Source organism: Psychrobacillus sp. L3 (assembly GCF_042945595.1).
Lineage (GTDB): Bacteria > Bacillota > Bacilli > Bacillales_A > Planococcaceae > Psychrobacillus.
In genome coordinates this window covers 2687857-2704708 of the sequence record NZ_CP168493.1, presented here as the reverse complement: position 1 = coordinate 2704708, position 16852 = coordinate 2687857, and the positions used below count along the sequence as shown (strand labels likewise).

Here is a 16852-nt window from a genome sequence, read left to right as displayed (position 1 = left end):
TATTGTTGAGGCAACAAAAATTAAGAAAAGAATACAGAATGTTTAATAGGAGTGGTTATAAAAAAATGAAGACTTTTACAAAAAAACAATTAGAAGAAATACTTAATATAAAAAAAGGTGAACATAAATTGTTCATGCCTAATGAAATTTTTGAGCAATTAAAGGGTTATGTAAATGAGGATGGAGAATATATAGAAGGGTTTTATGATATAAAACATGAAAAGGTAAAAAGATTTAAATCTTCTACCCATATTGCATATGCATACGCTTATGTATACCTTGCACATTATATGTATAGATATTGTAAGTATTATTATTACAAGAATTATTATACCAAAGTAAATATTGATGAAAAAATGATTAAACAGATTTTGGGATTTCCTTCTAAATCAGATACTTACACATATATCACTAAAAAGGATGGAGTTTTGGCTAGATTAGGATACATTAGAAAAGAGAGTGATAAACCAATTGATATAGTAATACTGGAAGATATTTTTATTAAAGGAAAATGGGAATACTCTCATGTTGTAATGGAGAGCGATTATCTAGAGGTTTATAATAGTAACAACAGGAACAGAAAAATTAATTATCCTGTAAAAGCATTTTTCAGAGAGCCTTGGGCAGAAGAAGAAGGATATGAAAATGGTACATTTATTTTTGTGCATAATACCCATTTGATTGACATTGACGTATTTACTTATTGTATGGCTGACTCAGATTTAGGTGTAAACGGTTTCTACCTCTATAGTTTTATATCACATAAACATGATGTTTTTAAAGGTAGTTTTAACTGTTCAATTAAAAAGTTTGTATCTTCAACTGGGCTAGGAGAAAAAACTGTAAGGACTCAGTTAGAAAATTTAGAGAAGCGCAATATGATTGTCAATGACCACAAGCCATACTGTCTGGATAAAAAAGATTGGCAAATAGCAAAATCAAATACTTATGGGGTTTTACCTTATAATAAATTTATATCGAATAGTTCAGAGTTTAAAGAAATGCCAAAGCAGAGAAGAATAAGTGCTAAACGTTATGAAGAAGAAATAGGATTTGTTATTTACGAAGATGACTTAGATAATAGTTCTATAAATGATGACGGTGAGGACTTAGGTCAGTTACCATTTTAATGTGTTTTATAAAAACCCCTCCCTAGTACACTCATTTAATAAATAAATTTATAGTACACTCATTTAATATAAAATAAAAGTTGTAAATTAAGATAATAATATTATTTATTAAATGAGTGTACCATAAAAGGGTTTTTATAAAATAGCTTATAAGGGAAGAAATGAAGGAACTTGTAAATAGCCATATGATAACAGCATTTCTGTCCAGAATGTACTTTGGGATACAATAAGTATATTGGTACTTATTTACAGTTACTTCAATTCAGTAGACCTCAGTTAGTGAAGGGTATTACATTAAGGAGGTAAAAGAAATAGCAAGTATTTACATTAATAAAGTAGAATCTAAAGATTTTACAACGTAGAACCAATGATGATAGGCAAATTAGTTAGATTTAAAAATAGAAATATTCAAAGTTAATATACTTAGTGATTTGACCAGGGATATTAGAACTTTACATAAACAGTTTTAAATGAATTCACAATTTTATCAATAATTAAAATACCCTTAATTATTATATTATGGTAATGTTGATATAAAAATATATTGGGGTGGAATAATTGGGAGAAATAGACAGGTCGTTAATAGAAAAAATAGAAGAAGAACTAATGAGTGAGATTGAAGATGAGAAAGATGCGTTAGATTCGGAAGAAGAGTCTGAAGAAGATGAACGTGAGAGAAGGAAAAAAGCAGACGCACTTTGGACAGATGTTCAGAATGGAAATGATAAACATCTAATAACAAGAGTAGCTTCAATATTAAATAGATTTCCAGAAACCAGAAACTCAGATGTAGCATTACAAATTAAATATTGGCAAACATATGAGGAAGTTAGAGGAAATAATTTATCATTAGAAAGATTGTTTAAACTTGAAAGATTAACATCCATCACAAGAAGTAGAGCAAAAATACAAAATGAATATAAATTATTTAGGGCTACTGATAAAGTAAGACGTTTTAGAAAAAATGAAGAAGAAATTCAAAAGGAGATTCAATTAAGTAATACACCTCCAGCGCCTATTATTTCTATTTTTTCTGATGAAACAGGGAAAAATGCTGAATATGTAATAGTAGGTGGTGTATGGGTTCTTAAAGAGGATAATGATATCAATTCGAATCTAGTAAGTTGGGTGAGATTAAGACTAGAAGAAGATGAAACATGTCCAAAGGAATTTCATTTTACAAAATTAAAAAACAATGGAAGGGACTTAGCCGTATATAAAGATTTCTTTGAATTCTTTATTAAAAATTCAGGAATGGCTAGCTTCAAGGCGATTGCAGTAAAAAAATCACAGTTGAATAAACCAATTGATGAAATAATTAATGACCTCTTTTATCAACACGTAAGATTAGGAATAGAACATGAATTAACATCAAGAAGAATTTCTTTTCCGCAACAAATAGTCTATTTTAAAGATAAGGAAGATGGAGAGAGTACGTTAAGGATAAAAGAAATAGAACAATCACTAACAGATGCATTTAAAATTCAATATGAAAATAAACTTACTTTAAATTATCTTCAATCAGTAGACTCTGCTACTTCAAGGATGATTCAAATTGCAGATTTATATGCTGGGGCTTTGAATAGAAGGCTTAATGTTCAAAATCAACAAACTGAGAGAAATGCAAAAGATGAGTTATCTGACTATATTTTTGATTTATTAAGTGTAGAAACTTTTAATTTTAATGTAAACGACCTAGAGGATATCCATACAGAGGTAAGAAATGATATGGCAACTTTATATATATTTAATTGACTATTCAGATTGTAAAGTGAGCTTATATGTAAAAATGGGCACTAAATTACTGGTATATAAATCTGCACCTATTCACTTACTCTTACTTGAGAAAAACTTTTAAAAACTATATAAAGATAGAACAATGAAGCATATGAAGATATTAAGTGTATAAACTAAACTTGAATACAATTAGTAAACTCCAGTTAGAAGCTGTAGTAGCTAATTATCCGAAGTGGAAGGAGAAAGAAATCACAGGTGTAGAATTTATGAGATTATTGGACTTAAAGAAAAATATCTTTTATAAGATTATTTCAGAATACGAAGCAAAATAAAATGTGGAGCAGTAACTTAACAGGTGGACTGCTCCGTTATAGATTTAAGAACACATGAAATGGTGATTCTATTGAAATTCCTCTAATTTATTGTTCATAGTCAAATATTCCAGCTAGTTGATGTGAATGAGAAAAAATGTTGAAATCTTACAGAGAGTAGAAGTACATAAATTTCTATAGAATTTCTCTAACAGGAGTGGGTGGCGAGTTAATATAAGTAGAGAAGATAATTGGGGGAAGAGATGTGAAAAAGTATATAAGTATCTTGTTTATGCTAGTATTGTCGGCTTGTGGTAATGAAGCAGACACGCTAAGCGATAAAGTAAACAGGGGAGAACTTTCACTTGAACAAAAGGAAATTATAGAAGAATATCAAAAATTTAACGATGAGGGTAAGTCGGACATGGTGCTCTATAGACACTATAAAGATTTTATGGAAGAGCACAGTATGGTAAAGATTAATGATGAAATAAAGGAAGAGTATAGTAGAGCGGTGGAAATTGTTTTTGATAAAGATATTGAGAATTTTTATAGAAGTTATCATAATCAAGTAGATTACTTTACTTTAGATGAAGAAACGTATGCGAGGATTATGGGTAAAAAGGAAGAAAAAGTGAAGGAATTTAAATCAGATATATCTAATGTAATTACAAGCAAAAGGTTTGAAGATTTTAAAGATATAAAAATAGATTCTCTTTTTATTTCTGAAAATCTAGAATTGAATATTATTTATGAATTCGCAGAAATACAGTATATGGAATCTTTAGGGTCAGATGTTGGTTATACTATTTTAAAACTTAGTGATATAGTGGCACCGAATTATACGGGAATGTTTAATAAGGAAATAAAAGAAATGATTTTGCTGAATGTACCAAGAGAAGTTTGGCAGTATAGTCATAAAGTAAACGCAAACACATATATTCCTATTACAATTGGATTAACTGACCAAGAAGTACTACATAAAACATCGTGGGGAAAACCTAATAGAGTAAATAAGACAGAAACTGCTTATGGAACAAGAGAACAGTGGGTGTATTCTAACTTCAAATATCTATATTTTGAAGATGGATACTTAGTTGCTATACAAACATCAAACTAAATTAAACTACTTAATCTACTTAATCTAAGGTGTTCCATTTCAAATGTATAAGTTAATAGAGGTTATCTAATCATATAAAAAAGTGTATCAATTAAAATATTGATACACTTTTTTATATGCGACAAGTCTTACTATTGATATTAGTTCAGATGTTCCAACTTATAGACAGTCAGAAGAGCAGATATAAATGTTCCAATTTTTACACTAAAAAATAGTTAATAAGTTAGTCTATTCTCTTGTGTATCAAAAACGAATGTTTATGATACATATCTTTTGTGGAAATAATATTGAATAAAAACTAATAAAATAAGTATCAAAAATCGTTTCAAAAACAATGCATCTTTATTTACTTAAAATCACCTTTTTGATACAATTAAAGAAAAGGAATATGGGGGATAAAGTATATATGAAAATTGGATATGCTAGGGTAAGCACTCTTGACCAATCTTTAGATTTACAAATAGATGCATTAGAGAAGATAGGATGTGAAAAGATATACCAAGAGAAGATAAGCGGTATGAAAGACGACAGACCTCAATTACAAGAGTTACTCACATATGCTAGAGAAGGCGATGTCTTATGTGTTTACAAGCTAGACCGTTTAGGTCGTTCCACAAAAAAACTAATTGAATGGTCAGAGGAATTGCAAGAAAGAGGAATTGAGTTAGTAAGTATTAGGGACAGCATAGATACTACTACAGCAGTCGGTAAGGCTATGTTTAAGATGTTGGCTGTACTTGCTGAAATGGAGAGGGATTTAATCTCAGAACGAACTAGAGCGGGTTTGGAGAGTGCAAGAGCAAGAGGTCGTGTTGGTGGTAGACCTAAAAAGGATAATAAGCAAGTAGAGAAGGCTTTAAAGCTTTATAATACAGAAAAGTACACTGTAAAAGAAATAGAAGAAATGACTAGTGTTTCAAAAGCTACATTGTATAGGGAAATAAGAAAGAGGAAAAGTAAAGAGGAATTAATTTAGGCATTCATCAGCTTTGATGGGTGTCTTTTTTCTTGAAGGTAGGGGGTAGTTTACAGTATTTTAATATTTTTATTTTTTGGGAGAGATGGTAACACACTCACACCTCAACTCGGTATTCTAATTCAAACGATATATCCAGATTTGGATGGTATAATTAGGTAAGTCTTAGTGATGAAATGTGAATAAATTTTTCTTAAATAATAAGTTGTTTAAAAAGGGGAGTTTGTTTTGTTCAAAAATCTAATATATTTTGATTCAAACAAAGTAGCAGAATATGGAGCTGTACTAGAAGGTAAAAAACATGTAGCCATAAAAAATGTTAAAGTAAGCTCAGTTAAATCTCTAAGTGCTAAAGTACCAATCCTTTCTGGAGGAATAAATGGAAGCAATGAAATGGAAGGAGAAATATTAGATAACTTAATACTTGATTGTAATGAATTCGAAGAGTTACTCGAAAGTAAAAGTAAAGATAATTATTTCGATTTTTTAGAGAATGAATGTGACTGTGAAACAATACCGAGAACATCTATTATTCGTTTCGAGGGAGTCTTTAAGATTCCATCAGAATTTGATATGATGGATTTAATTAACAAATTTAAACCAATGTTAGCTTCAAGTATGAATCTACAAAATGCCCAAGAAGAAGAAATATTCAACAGTGTTTTCGCTAAAGAAAGCACAAAAATTCCAGCCTTTCTTGAATGCAACAATTTTGGAAATAGAGTAGGGTTTGCAAAGTTAACCTCAAATAATCTATGTTATGAAGTAGAGCATCTAGAAGATTTCGAGGATGAAGAAGTAACTATAATAGCAAAAGTTCTATCTAGAAAAGATGTAATTGATAAACCTATTGTTGTATTCGATATTATGAAGGATTTATTTTCTCTAAGTCGAGGGATTAGAAGACAAATGGGTGAACAGGAAATTGAAGGCTTGCAAAATATCAAAAGTGATGAAAATGTTATAATATTAGAAGTTCTAGCAGTTTATCAATAGTTTAAACTAGATGTTAATAAGACCACTTCAATTTTGAAGTGGTCATTTTTATTAAATCGAAATATAAATTTTGTTCTCAAATCTTACTATGTCTTTATGTAATGTTCGGTGAACCGTACCACAAGTAAGCACATAGTTATTATTTTTTGAAGCGTCAAAGTACAGCTGAATGTCTTTGACGCTTCTTTCATTTGATTGTTTTCCTATATCACTTAATTTAAGAATGTATTGTTGTGGTAGATAAAACCTCATTTTTAATATGGGGTTTTTTCCAATTATAAAAAAGAAATTTATCAATAATTGAGTATTATACTGCCATAACGTGGTAATTATTTCTAGGCGTGTGATTATTAATTAAAACTTGTCTATAGACATGATTTTACGTATGAATGTTTTGCAAGAAAAATCATAATAGTTTGTAATGGGAAACTATGTTATAAATAATTTAGGAGAAATTTTACAAGAAATAATAAACTGAAAAAGAAGTTTAAAAGAAGAAATTATTATGCAAGAAGAGTTTGATAATCAAAAGAAAAAAATAATATCTTAAATAGGGAGAAGTTATAATGAAGAAATTAAATTTATCGGTATACTTTATCATTTTATTATTATTAGTAGGCTGTAGCCAAGAAAAAGAACCTCCTACCGTAGAGGAACGGAATGCCTACTTGGATTCAATAGAATACATTGACCAATATGAAGATGGGGATGACCGTAAATCAACATTAAATATCACAATGGCAGAAGAATTTGCCGAACTAAAAGTAAGCGAGCAATACCTCTTCCTTAAAGAATTTTTTGACACATACGAAAAAACTTACGGTGAAGTCTTTGGATATGTCAATCGTTTTGATGAACTTTATGTACGCTTTCATGATAAAGACTACACCACGTATTCCGTTTACGACCGAGCATTTTATCTTACAAGTACAGGTGACCATTTTGAAACAAAGGACTTACAAGATAATGAAACTCTCCTTGATGATTATGATAAAAATGTTGTTTTCAATGGAACTTTTAAAGGGAAAACTGCTGAAGAATCTAGGGCTGAATCTAGTGCCAAATACACAGGTTCTACTTCAAATTCAGATACTGAAACATACATAAAAGATAAAAATGGTCATGATTGGATACAATTGACGGATAATCAAAGGTTTCATGCTATTTCCAATGCCTTATATAGCTTAGACCAAAATGGATTTGTAATAGAAGAAAGTGAATATTACTACATCGATGCATTAAATGCGTTTTATTCGGATAATTCAACTAGAAATACACCAATAAATGAAGCTTTAGTTTCAGTCGGTTTGATGTCTGGTACTATTTACAAATAGTAAAATTAAATAAAAAGATAAACAGACAGTCATTGTGAACTGAGCCCTAATTAATGGACAGATTAATAAAAACGACTTTGCAGTCTAGGCGGCGATTAGATGACTTCGGTATTGAGCCGGAGTCATCTTTTTTAAATTCCATTGTTTGCGTGTTGTATTGTAATGCTCCATGTACTCATCTACCATTTGCTTTAATTCAAATAAGTTGTGCGCTTCCTGATAATCCACTTCATCTTTAAAATGCCCAAAGAAAGATTCCATTGGGGCGTTATCTAAGCAGTTTCCTCTCCGTGACATAGATTGAAGTAAACCCATTTTCTTTACACGTTTTTGATACTCCGGGTGCGTGTAATGGACACCTTGATCGGAATGAATCATGACTTCTGGATGAAGGTTTCCTTCTAATGCTTCTTCTAATTTTTCTAATGTCCGATAAACAATTCTCATTTTTAAGCTTGTCGATAGTTCATAGGCGACGATTTCACGTGTTGCAACATCTTTTACGCAAGATAAGTACGCCGTTTGACTATTACGGTATTGTAAATAAGTGATATCTGTTAAAAATACTTTGCCCGGTTCATCTTGATCAAATGCTCGATTTAAGTGATTAGGGACCATACGGTGCGCTTGCGTCGCTTTCGCAATATGTTTATATGGATTCGCACGACGTACTTTCGCAAAGAAATTAAACTTCCTCATTAGGCGAAGAATCTTTTTGTGATTCATTGGTGTCACTAATAATTCTTCTGATGCCATGTAAAGTCCTCGATAACCAATTTTCCCTTTAAAAGCATCGTAAATGCATTTTAATAATACATAGTCTTGATAGTCTTGTTCTTCACGAATCGAATGCTTCTCTGAATTTTGAAGCCAGGCGTAGTAGCCACTTCGACTCACATCAGTTAATTCACAAAGATAACGTGTCATGTTCTTTAGTTGATATTTTCGAATGACTTCGTTGATCACTGCGTATTTTTCATGGGGTGCCAGAACTGTTTCTTCGCCTGCCTCTCGAGTTCCTCTAGCTTTTTTAGTAATTCTAATTCAGCTTCTAAATACTTAATACGTGCTTCTGCCTTTTCTAATTTTTTCTCAGCTGATACATCCTTTGTAGAAGGGCGACCTGTGCTACCTTTTCCGCGACGTTCTTCTAAAAAGCCTTGTTCACCGTAGGTGTTATACGTATTTCTCCATCGGCTTAATGACCATTTGGCTTTTTTGACTCCAATAGTTTCTAAATCAAATCCATTTTCGATAAAGATTTGAGAAGGTCCTTTACCAGCCAAATTTTCTTGAACGGCACGAATTTTAAATTCAGATTTATATTGAATGGCGCGATCTGATACGGATACGATATTTGGGTTTGATTCTAGTTGTCTTCTTTGATGTTCATTGAAAAGTATTTTACTCATTAAAAAATCTCCCGTTCCAAGTTGTTATTTTCTAGTATAACGGGTTTTTAAACAGAAAAACCCCGAATAGGGTCACTTTTTTTAAAGTGTCCACTATTCGGGGTTCAGTTCATTATACTAAAGTGGCTGTTTTTATTTTTTAAAAAGGAAACAGTGGTGTCAAAACTTAAGAGTTATGTCTATACTAAAGATGGCATATTCGAAATAAATTGGCGTTAGGGGGATGTTTATGTTTGGTTTTTTAAAATTAAGTGGTGCACCAACGATGGCATACAGATATTATCGTTCTACAAAAGATAAAAATGAAAAAGCTATATTGGAAGATTTATATAAATCTTATAACAAGTTTGTAAAGGAAAATGAAAAAATTAGTACGAGATACCCTGGAAATTCAGAAGAACATAAATTTCTTATTCTTTCAGGAACATTCGATGATTTGTATAGCTACGGAATTACTAAAGGTTATCAAGAAGAAATTATATTTTTATTTCGCCAAGTTTAATAATTGGTATAAGAAAAAGAGGAGATTAAAATAATTAAAAAAATTATTGATAAGATTAGACTATTAATAGGGTTTGTACTCCTTTTAATTATAGGAGGTTTTTTCCTTTTGAATCTGTTTAAATTTCCACTACATTACATATTTGGAGATTAAATACTTGTTTAAACAGTAGTGTCAGAAGTCGATAAACATATCGGCTTTTTTTGTGTCAGGATAGTGTCATAACTCAAAAGTATTGATACCGTAAAGTTAGAGTAGTAATGTCGATGTATAGAATGGCGTCTTAACTTAGTGTCATAAGTGAATGCGCAATTATACAGAAAGAGAGTGATTAAAATGAAGTATGGGTATGCTAGGGTTTCGACAGTTGGACAGGATTTAGATACTCAAATACAGGCATTAGAAAATGAAGGATGTCAAAAGATTTATAGTGAGAAGTTTACTGGAATAAAAGCAGATAGACCAGATTTTCAAGTGTTACTTTCAATGCTTCAAGAAGGTGATACATTAGTGGTAACAAAATTAGATAGGTTTGCAAGGTCAACAGTAGATGGTATTCAAACGGTTAAAGGATTATTTGAAAAAGGTGTAAAAGTACATATTCTAAATATGGGATTGGTAGAGAATACGCCAACAGGAAGACTAGTTTTTAATATCATGTGTGCTTTTGCAGAGTTTGAAAGAGATATGATTGTTGAACGTACACAGGAAGGTAAAGCCATAGCAAAAAAACGTGAAGGTTTTAGAGAAGGTAGACCAAATAAATTCACTAAAAAACAAATACAACATGCTTTAAAATTGTTAGAAAATCAGTCTTATAAAGAAGTTGAAGCATTAACTGGGATTAGTAAAAGTACATTAATTATGGCTAAACGTAAAGAAACTAAGTTTTAGGCACTCATAGAGTGTCTTATTTGTTTATATAGGGGTATTTTTAACCAATTGCTTTTTTTAGTATATTTAAAAATGTAGTAACTCCCCCGCTCCCACAAGTTACTTCAATTTAATTACCCCACAAGTAGTGGGGAAATAGCTATATAGAGATAAATACTTTATGTTCAAAATTAACTATGTTCTTTGATGATGTTCGCTGAACCGTGTCATCAGTTAAAAAGATATTTTATATATTTGGAGTTACTAAGGAGTTTTCAACAAATCAATAAGTTGAAATTTATATCATTTTCAACGAAATGTTTTAATTTCAAAGGAATGTTTTATAGTCAAAAAGTTGTAATTACTACGAACTTTGGATAAAATTGAATTAGCGACATTAACAATCTTGAACACTTGTGATTAACAATTCAGTCTGCAATTCATAACCCTACAAATCAACAATAAACCTTGATATAACAACATTCCTTAACAGCATCTTAGGGATTTCTAATTTACCATCGAAAATCCCAACGCAATCGCTTCTTGCGGATGTGGTTCTTCGTTTAAAACAGCTAAAAAAGAAGGTACACCAGAGAGCTGTTAATCTTTCGTAGTTATAATAAGTATTTCATTTGGAGTTATCAGTAAATTCAAACCTTAATAATACCTGTAACTATGTGTTGAAATCATGTGATAAAAGGTCTAATATAGGCATTAAGGGTTTTTTGTCGTGAACATGGCAAAGAACGAGCCCTACATGGTGAATATTAATTATAGGGGTCTTCTAAAAAATATATTAAAGGTGGTTGCGATCTTCGTGAAAAGACCGACAATTCTAGTATTAGGCGCAGGATATGGTGGATTAACTACAGTAGTTAACCTTCAAAAGATAGTAGGTGCAGATGATGCAGATATTATTCTAGTAAACAAAAATGATTACCATTATGAATCTACTTGGTTGCATGAAGCTTCTGCTGGTACGTTACGTCCTGACCAAGTTCGTTACGATGTAAAAGATGTTATAAATTCTAGCAAAGTAAAATTTGTGAAAGCAGCAGTTGAGGCAATTGATGTTAATACCAAAAAAATTGCAACTAGTGCTGGTGAATTTACATATGACTACTTAGTAATTGGTTTAGGCTTTGAAGGAGAAACATTCGGAATTACTGGTTTAGACAAATATGCACTTTCTATTGCTAACGTGAATGCAGCTCGTCAAATTCGTGATCATATTGAATATCAATTTGCAACATGGTCAACAGAAGAAGTTCGTGATGATGCACGCTTAACAATTGTTGTAGGTGGAGCTGGATTCTCAGGTATTGAATTCTTAGGTGAATTAGGAAATCGAATTCCTGAACTTTGCAAAGAATATGATGTACCAAAAGAAAAAGTTCGCGTAGTTTGTGTTGAAGCTGCTCCAATGGTACTTCCTGGTTTTGATCCAGCATTAGTAGAATATGCTGTAAGACAATTAGAGGCTAAAGGAATTGAATTCTCTATCGGTACACCTGTAGTGGAAGCAACTCCAGAAGGTGTTAATATTAAAAAAGGCGAAGATGAATTCGAATTTATCAAAGCTGGTACAGTTGTTTGGGCAGCTGGAGTTCGTGGAAATCGTCTAATTGAATCGTCAGGTATTGAAAACATGCGTGCTCGCGTTAAAGTAGAAAAAGATATGCGTGCTCCTGGGTTCCCAGATGTATTCATCGTTGGTGACTGTGCACTTATGATCAATGAAGAAGTTAACCGTCCGTATCCCCCAACTGCACAAATTGCAATGCAACAAGCAGTAACTATTGCAAAAAATATTGTTGCTTTAATGAAAGGGAATGCAACAGAAGAATTCGTTCCTGCTCTAAAAGGGACAGTATGTTCACTTGGAGAACACGATGCTATTGGTGATGTAATGGGTAGAAAAATTACTGGAACGAAAGCATCTATCATGAAAAAAGTTATCGATAACCGTGCGCTTTACATGATCGGTGGAGTTCCACTATTGTTGAAAAAAGGTAAATTCTCTTTATAATTTATATTAATTACTTTAAGCTCTCACTGTATAAATATTTACAGTGAGAGCTTTTTTAAAGGGGTTATTTATATGGCTAGAGAAGATAGAGGGAGTATTTGGTTAGGAGTAGCAGGGCTCGTAGTAAATCATCGTGGAGAGTGGCTTGTTGTTAAAAAGAGATATGGTGGTCTTCATGGAAGATGGTCTTTTCCAGCAGGATTTGTAAACAAAGAGGAAACTATAGATGAAGCAGTACTTAGAGAAGTGAAGGAAGAAACAGGTGTTGAGTGTAAAGTGGAGAAAATGATTGGTTTTAGAAGTGGAGTTATTCACAATAAAATCAGTGATAACATGGCAATTTTTTTACTTACACCGAAAGAAAATGACCCAATTCTACAAGCACAACTTTCCGAATTATATGAAGTACAGTGGATACATCCAGAAGTATTAAGACTGAGTGAAGAAGCCTCTGTCATGATTCAGGAACTGGCACAGAAGAAAATAGCAGTTGGTTTTCAAACAATAGAAGGCATTAATCCTGGGGTTGTTTTCGGTTATACTAGCTATAAGCTCTTTTTTTAATAGTTGTTGAAAAAACACAAAAAATATATTTTTGTGTTTTTTATTTACAAAAAATAAATTATATGATATATTATCTGAATATTAAAAATATAAGGAGGGGTATAGGGTGAGATTTAAAAAGGAAATAAATCCAAATCATTGTCCATATTGTAAAGGGAAAGGTTATTTTCAACTAAGATTAGGGGGATCTGAAACTTGCAGTTGTTGCAATGGATCAGGCAAAAAAAGACTGTAACTTTATATAGTGGCGTATGCACACACTGGGCCATGTAAGGGAAGATGTAATTGATTATGACAAATAAGTGAAATTAGACAAGTACATTGAATACTAGCCTCCGTTAAGGTAAACTATTTAAAGATGCTACGGAGGTAATAGATTATGGACTTTATGATCGTACAAATGATACTTTCAGTTCTTATATTTTTTGTGATGTTTTTCGGAATCGCCTTCTTATTGAATATGCTTTTACGCATGACTTGGTTTATGGCAGTTCTTTATCCATTAGTTGTGATTCTCATTATTGATGAGGTACGCTTTTTTGATTACTTTACGAAAACAGGAACTGCTTTTTCTGCTTTAGGGCATAAAATTGTTTCTCTACATGCTGCGGATATCATCATATTATCTAGTGGATTAGTGGGAGCAATTGCAGCTGGCTTTGTGATGAAATATCTTCGGAAAAATGGGTATCAAATGTTCTAAAAGAAAAAGGATAACTCCGTTAAAGAGTTATCCATTAAGACTGTAGACAAACTTGGTAAAAATCGAGTTTGCCTACAGTCTTTTTATTATAGAAAGAATATAAATTTTTATGCCATGAACAGGTTGACTTCCACTGCAGGTGGACAAATTTACCAGGTGAAAGCATTAAGAGCTTCCCTCGCACCGCTTTAGTCCTTAGGGTAGGAACTGATAAGTGAAGCCTTTCCATTCGCTAGTTCTTGATTTTTATTTGGTTTTCCTTTTATTCCTAACGTATAAAGTAGAAATAATTTATTGGGTCGATGAATAGTGCAAGTGGAACCTGAAAAAATAGATAGCATCGTTTGATAAAGAAATGCTAAGCGGACGAAATTGCATCTTCGTCCGCTTTAAAAGAGTGAGACTGCATTTTATCTCTCATTATCCAAACCAAATATACCACGTCTTTACAAATTCCAAGAGAGCGACGGACAAACATCCGCCACAAGATTACCAAAAAAAATGGATCGTGAAGTGACGCAGTCACTTCACGATCCATTACTCTAACGTTAATAGTGTAGCCAATGTTTTGTCCAAAGCACTCAGGAAATAGAGAAGACAAAATGCTCTTAAAGAATGTCTACCGCTTTTCTTATCCCAAAGTGTTATATATTACAATCGATATTGCAATACCAGTAAGTGCTCCCATTAAAACTTCGATTGGTTTGTGACCAAGCAAGGTTTTTAACTCTTTCATCTTATCCTCATTTTTCTTTTGTGCCCATCCCTTTGTTTGCTCAACAAATGTTTGAAAATCTGCCCGCATTTGATTGATGATTATGGCATGTTGTCCAGCTTGAAAACGGACACCAGTAGCATCAAACATGACGATTACAGCAAAAACGGTAGCCACTGCGAAAAGTGGAGAATCTAAGCCTGTTTCAAAAGCAATTGCAGTACAAAGCGAAGTAACAGCAGCTGAGTGAGAACTAGGCATTCCACCGGTAGAAGTGAATAATTTCCAATCTAATTTCTTTGTCATTAAAAAATGAATCGGAATTTTCACGAACTGGGCAAAGAAAATAGAAAAAAGTGCCGCCAATAATGGAGTATTTTGGAGGATTGCCAAAGTAGACACCGCCTTTCATCTTAAATATTCAGTAAGACTAGTATAACACATTCAAACTATTCGAAAAATGTATCTTCTTCCTATATAATTAATATGTATCCGAATTACTAGGAGGAAAAATAATGATTATTAGTACAAATGCTGTTTTATTCGAGGAAATTCAATCCGAAACATTGGTAGTCGCTGTTTCCAAACATGTAGAAAATACAAGCAATTGGAGCGATTTCTTAGAAAGTTTTGGCGCACATATTATGGATTGGGTGAAGAGCGGTGATATTTCTTCTGATCTTAAAAAGATTGTAAAAGTGCCTGTTGCAAATAAAGATGGTGTTAAGAGAATTCTTTTTGTTGGAATTGGGGATCGTAAACAATTAACACAAGAGAATATCCGTGAAATTTTTGGTCTTGTTGGAAAAGAACTTTTAACAAGCAAGCCAGAATCATTAGCAATTTGGGTTCCTTCCTTCACAACAGAATCTATCTTAGATGCTGACGTAGCTTATTTGGCAGCTGAAGGGCTTGGTATGGGTTCTTTCACTTATGAAGGATACAAAACAACTTCGAATGTACCCGATTATTATTTATCAGCTATTGAACTATTAACAAATGAAGATGAGGAAGAAGTTGTCTCTTATTTTGAAGTAGGAACTATTTATGCAGATGCTGTAAATGAAGCTAGAATATTAGTGAATACTCCTGGAAACGTACTTACCTCAACGCAATTAGGGGAATACGCGAGAGAACTTGGTAATACATATGAGTTCGAAACAGAGATTTTGGGTAAAAAAGAAATAGAAGAACTTGGCATGGGAGCTCTTCTTGCTGTCAACCAAGGATCTGTTGAAGAACCACGATTAATCGTATTAAAATATCAAGCAACCGAAAAGTGGGAAGATGTAGTTGCCTTAGTGGGTAAAGGCATTACATTTGATACTGGTGGCTATTCTATTAAAACAAAGACTGGAATTGTTGGGATGAAAGGGGATATGGGCGGCGCAGCAGCAGTACTAGGTGCAATGCAAATTATTGGTGAGCTTCGTCCAAACAAAAACGTGCTTGCAGTTATTGCATCTACTGATAACATGATTTCTGGAAATGCTTTTAAACCAGATGATGTCATTACTTCGATGAGCGGGAAAACAATTGAGATTTTAAATACAGATGCAGAAGGTCGACTAGTTTTAGCCGACGCTGTGACATATGCAAAACAGCAAGGCGCTAACTATATTGTTGATGTAGCGACGTTAACTGGAGGTGTCATAACTGCACTTGGATACGATAAAACTGGAGCATTAACAAATGATGAAGCGTTTTTTGAAACGTTTATGGAATCTTCCATTGAAACTGGCGAATTTACATGGAGATTACCTTTAACAGAAAATGACAAAAAACGTATTCGTAAAAGTGATGTTGCAGATCTTAATAATTCACCTGGTGGAGATGGCCATATGATTTTCGGTGGTGGATTTGTAGGAGAATTTGTAGAAAATACACCATGGATTCATCTAGATATTGCTGGGACATCTGATACAAAGTCTGCTCATGATTTCGGTCCTAAAGGCGGAACAGGTGTAATGGTACGAACACTTGCAACGCTGATTGAACGAATGGCAGACGAAGAATAGGGCAAACGCACAGACTCACTTTCCCCAGTGGCATACACTGAGGGGAAAGGAGGAGAAGCATGGTAAGATTTCGGGGTGGAGGTTTTAGAGGTCCCGGTTTTGGTGGTTTTAGAGGTGGTGGTTTTAGAGGCCCCGGTTTTGGCCGCTTTGGAGGATTTGGCCGCTTTGGAGGCTTCGGAGGACCGTTTGGAGGATTTGGTGGCTTCGGAAGTCCGTTTGTAGGGGGATTAGTCGGAGGTCTTGTAGGTTCTTCATTAATTGGAGGCTTTGGAGGATACGGAGGATATGGAGGATATGGATACGGAGGATATCCAGTTTACCAACCTTATCCAGTTTATCAACCTTACCCATACACATACCCAACGTATTATGATGGTGGTTATTACTAAAAAAACAAAAGCTTTTGCAACCGCAGAATTTGCGGATTGCAAA

General features: G+C 33.0%; 16 protein-coding genes and 2 pseudogenes. 16 read left to right on the top strand and 2 right to left on the bottom strand.

Features of this window, described 5'->3' with window-relative positions; translation table 11 throughout:
* Positions 1 to 65: 65 nt before the first annotated feature.
* From ACEPXD_RS13370 to ACEPXD_RS13340, 7 genes and pseudogenes are all read left to right on the top strand, one after another.
* Positions 66 to 1130 (top strand): hypothetical protein, encoded by a 1065-nt coding sequence (locus ACEPXD_RS13370; RefSeq protein ID WP_391116655.1) that lies wholly within the window; start codon positions 66 to 68, stop codon positions 1128 to 1130.
* A gap of 558 nt (positions 1131 to 1688) precedes the next feature.
* Positions 1689 to 2885, top strand: coding sequence for a DUF3800 domain-containing protein (locus ACEPXD_RS13365; RefSeq protein WP_391116653.1), 1197 nt, complete (start codon positions 1689 to 1691; stop codon positions 2883 to 2885).
* Positions 2886 to 3082: 197 nt separating this feature from the next.
* A pseudogene (locus ACEPXD_RS13360) lies at positions 3083 to 3199 on the top strand (recombinase family protein); the annotation flags it as partial.
* Positions 3200 to 3443: 244 nt separating this feature from the next.
* Complete coding sequence (locus ACEPXD_RS13355; RefSeq protein ID WP_391116651.1) at positions 3444 to 4298, top strand: hypothetical protein; 855 nt, start codon at positions 3444 to 3446, stop codon at positions 4296 to 4298.
* 406 nt (positions 4299 to 4704) lie between these two features.
* A complete protein-coding gene (locus ACEPXD_RS13350) occupies positions 4705 to 5274 on the top strand; it encodes a recombinase family protein (protein WP_391116649.1) in 570 nt (189 codons plus the stop codon).
* A gap of 228 nt (positions 5275 to 5502) precedes the next feature.
* Complete coding sequence (locus ACEPXD_RS13345; protein WP_391116647.1) at positions 5503 to 6270, top strand: hypothetical protein; 768 nt, start codon at positions 5503 to 5505, stop codon at positions 6268 to 6270.
* A 566-nt stretch (positions 6271 to 6836) separates the two neighbouring features.
* A complete protein-coding gene (locus tag ACEPXD_RS13340) occupies positions 6837 to 7604 on the top strand; it encodes a hypothetical protein (protein WP_391116645.1) in 768 nt (255 codons plus the stop codon).
* A gap of 84 nt (positions 7605 to 7688) precedes the next feature.
* Here ACEPXD_RS13340 and ACEPXD_RS13335 read toward each other — a convergent pair.
* A protein-coding gene (locus tag ACEPXD_RS13335; protein ID WP_391116643.1) for an IS3 family transposase occupies positions 7689 to 9016 on the bottom strand; the annotation gives its coding sequence in 2 pieces (ribosomal slippage) (positions 7689 to 8638 and positions 8638 to 9016; 1329 coding nt in all).
* A 229-nt stretch (positions 9017 to 9245) separates the two neighbouring features.
* Here ACEPXD_RS13335 and ACEPXD_RS13330 point away from each other — a divergent pair.
* The 7 genes and pseudogenes from ACEPXD_RS13330 (at position 9246) to ACEPXD_RS13300 (ending at position 13687) form a co-directional block, all read left to right on the top strand.
* The gene (locus tag ACEPXD_RS13330; RefSeq protein WP_391116641.1) at positions 9246 to 9518 is read left to right on the top strand and encodes a hypothetical protein; all 273 of its coding nucleotides are present in this window, start codon (positions 9246 to 9248) and stop codon (positions 9516 to 9518) included.
* A gap of 336 nt (positions 9519 to 9854) precedes the next feature.
* The gene (locus ACEPXD_RS13325) at positions 9855 to 10412 is read left to right on the top strand and encodes a recombinase family protein (RefSeq protein ID WP_391116639.1); all 558 of its coding nucleotides are present in this window, start codon (positions 9855 to 9857) and stop codon (positions 10410 to 10412) included.
* Between the two features lie 490 nt (positions 10413 to 10902).
* Positions 10903 to 10995, top strand: a pseudogene (locus tag ACEPXD_RS13320) (iron-sulfur cluster assembly accessory protein); the annotation flags it as partial.
* Between the two features lie 213 nt (positions 10996 to 11208).
* Positions 11209 to 12420, top strand: coding sequence for an NAD(P)/FAD-dependent oxidoreductase (locus ACEPXD_RS13315; RefSeq protein WP_391116637.1), 1212 nt, complete (start codon positions 11209 to 11211; stop codon positions 12418 to 12420).
* A gap of 72 nt (positions 12421 to 12492) precedes the next feature.
* Positions 12493 to 12984: an NUDIX domain-containing protein gene (locus ACEPXD_RS13310; RefSeq protein WP_391116635.1), complete on the top strand. Its 492-nt coding sequence runs from the start codon at positions 12493 to 12495 to the stop codon at positions 12982 to 12984.
* Positions 12985 to 13090: 106 nt separating this feature from the next.
* On the top strand, positions 13091 to 13219 hold the full coding sequence (locus ACEPXD_RS13305; RefSeq protein WP_391116633.1) for a YuiA family protein: 129 nt from the start codon (positions 13091 to 13093) through the stop codon (positions 13217 to 13219).
* Positions 13220 to 13363: 144 nt separating this feature from the next.
* Positions 13364 to 13687, top strand: a complete 324-nt coding sequence (locus tag ACEPXD_RS13300; RefSeq protein WP_387585779.1) for a YuiB family protein — start codon at positions 13364 to 13366, stop codon at positions 13685 to 13687.
* Between the two features lie 631 nt (positions 13688 to 14318).
* Here ACEPXD_RS13300 and ACEPXD_RS13295 read toward each other — a convergent pair.
* Positions 14319 to 14795, bottom strand: coding sequence for a divergent PAP2 family protein (locus ACEPXD_RS13295; protein WP_391116631.1), 477 nt, complete (start codon positions 14793 to 14795; stop codon positions 14319 to 14321).
* A 122-nt stretch (positions 14796 to 14917) separates the two neighbouring features.
* On the opposite strand from ACEPXD_RS13295, the gene ACEPXD_RS13290 reads away from it, so the two are divergent.
* Positions 14918 to 16420, top strand: coding sequence for a leucyl aminopeptidase (locus ACEPXD_RS13290; RefSeq protein WP_391116629.1), 1503 nt, complete (start codon positions 14918 to 14920; stop codon positions 16418 to 16420).
* A 59-nt stretch (positions 16421 to 16479) separates the two neighbouring features.
* The gene (locus ACEPXD_RS13285; RefSeq protein WP_391116627.1) at positions 16480 to 16809 is read left to right on the top strand and encodes a hypothetical protein; all 330 of its coding nucleotides are present in this window, start codon (positions 16480 to 16482) and stop codon (positions 16807 to 16809) included.
* Positions 16810 to 16852 lie beyond the last annotated feature (43 nt).

Excerpts from the sequence above, each read along its gene's own strand:
- ACEPXD_RS13325 (WP_391116639.1), top strand. The coding sequence starts at position 9,855 with ATGAAGTATGGGTATGCTAGGGTTTCGACAGTTGGACAGGATTTAGAT.
- ACEPXD_RS13285 (WP_391116627.1), top strand. The coding sequence starts at position 16,480 with ATGGTAAGATTTCGGGGTGGAGGTTTTAGAGGTCCCGGTTTTGGTGGT.
- ACEPXD_RS13330 (WP_391116641.1), top strand. The coding sequence starts at position 9,246 with ATGTTTGGTTTTTTAAAATTAAGTGGTGCACCAACGATGGCATACAGA.
- ACEPXD_RS13290 (WP_391116629.1), top strand. The coding sequence starts at position 14,918 with ATGATTATTAGTACAAATGCTGTTTTATTCGAGGAAATTCAATCCGAA.
- ACEPXD_RS13310 (WP_391116635.1), top strand. The coding sequence starts at position 12,493 with ATGGCTAGAGAAGATAGAGGGAGTATTTGGTTAGGAGTAGCAGGGCTC.
- ACEPXD_RS13350 (WP_391116649.1), top strand. The coding sequence starts at position 4,705 with ATGAAAATTGGATATGCTAGGGTAAGCACTCTTGACCAATCTTTAGAT.
- ACEPXD_RS13340 (WP_391116645.1), top strand. The coding sequence starts at position 6,837 with ATGAAGAAATTAAATTTATCGGTATACTTTATCATTTTATTATTATTA.
- ACEPXD_RS13300 (WP_387585779.1), top strand. The coding sequence starts at position 13,364 with ATGGACTTTATGATCGTACAAATGATACTTTCAGTTCTTATATTTTTT.
- ACEPXD_RS13370 (WP_391116655.1), top strand. The coding sequence starts at position 66 with ATGAAGACTTTTACAAAAAAACAATTAGAAGAAATACTTAATATAAAA.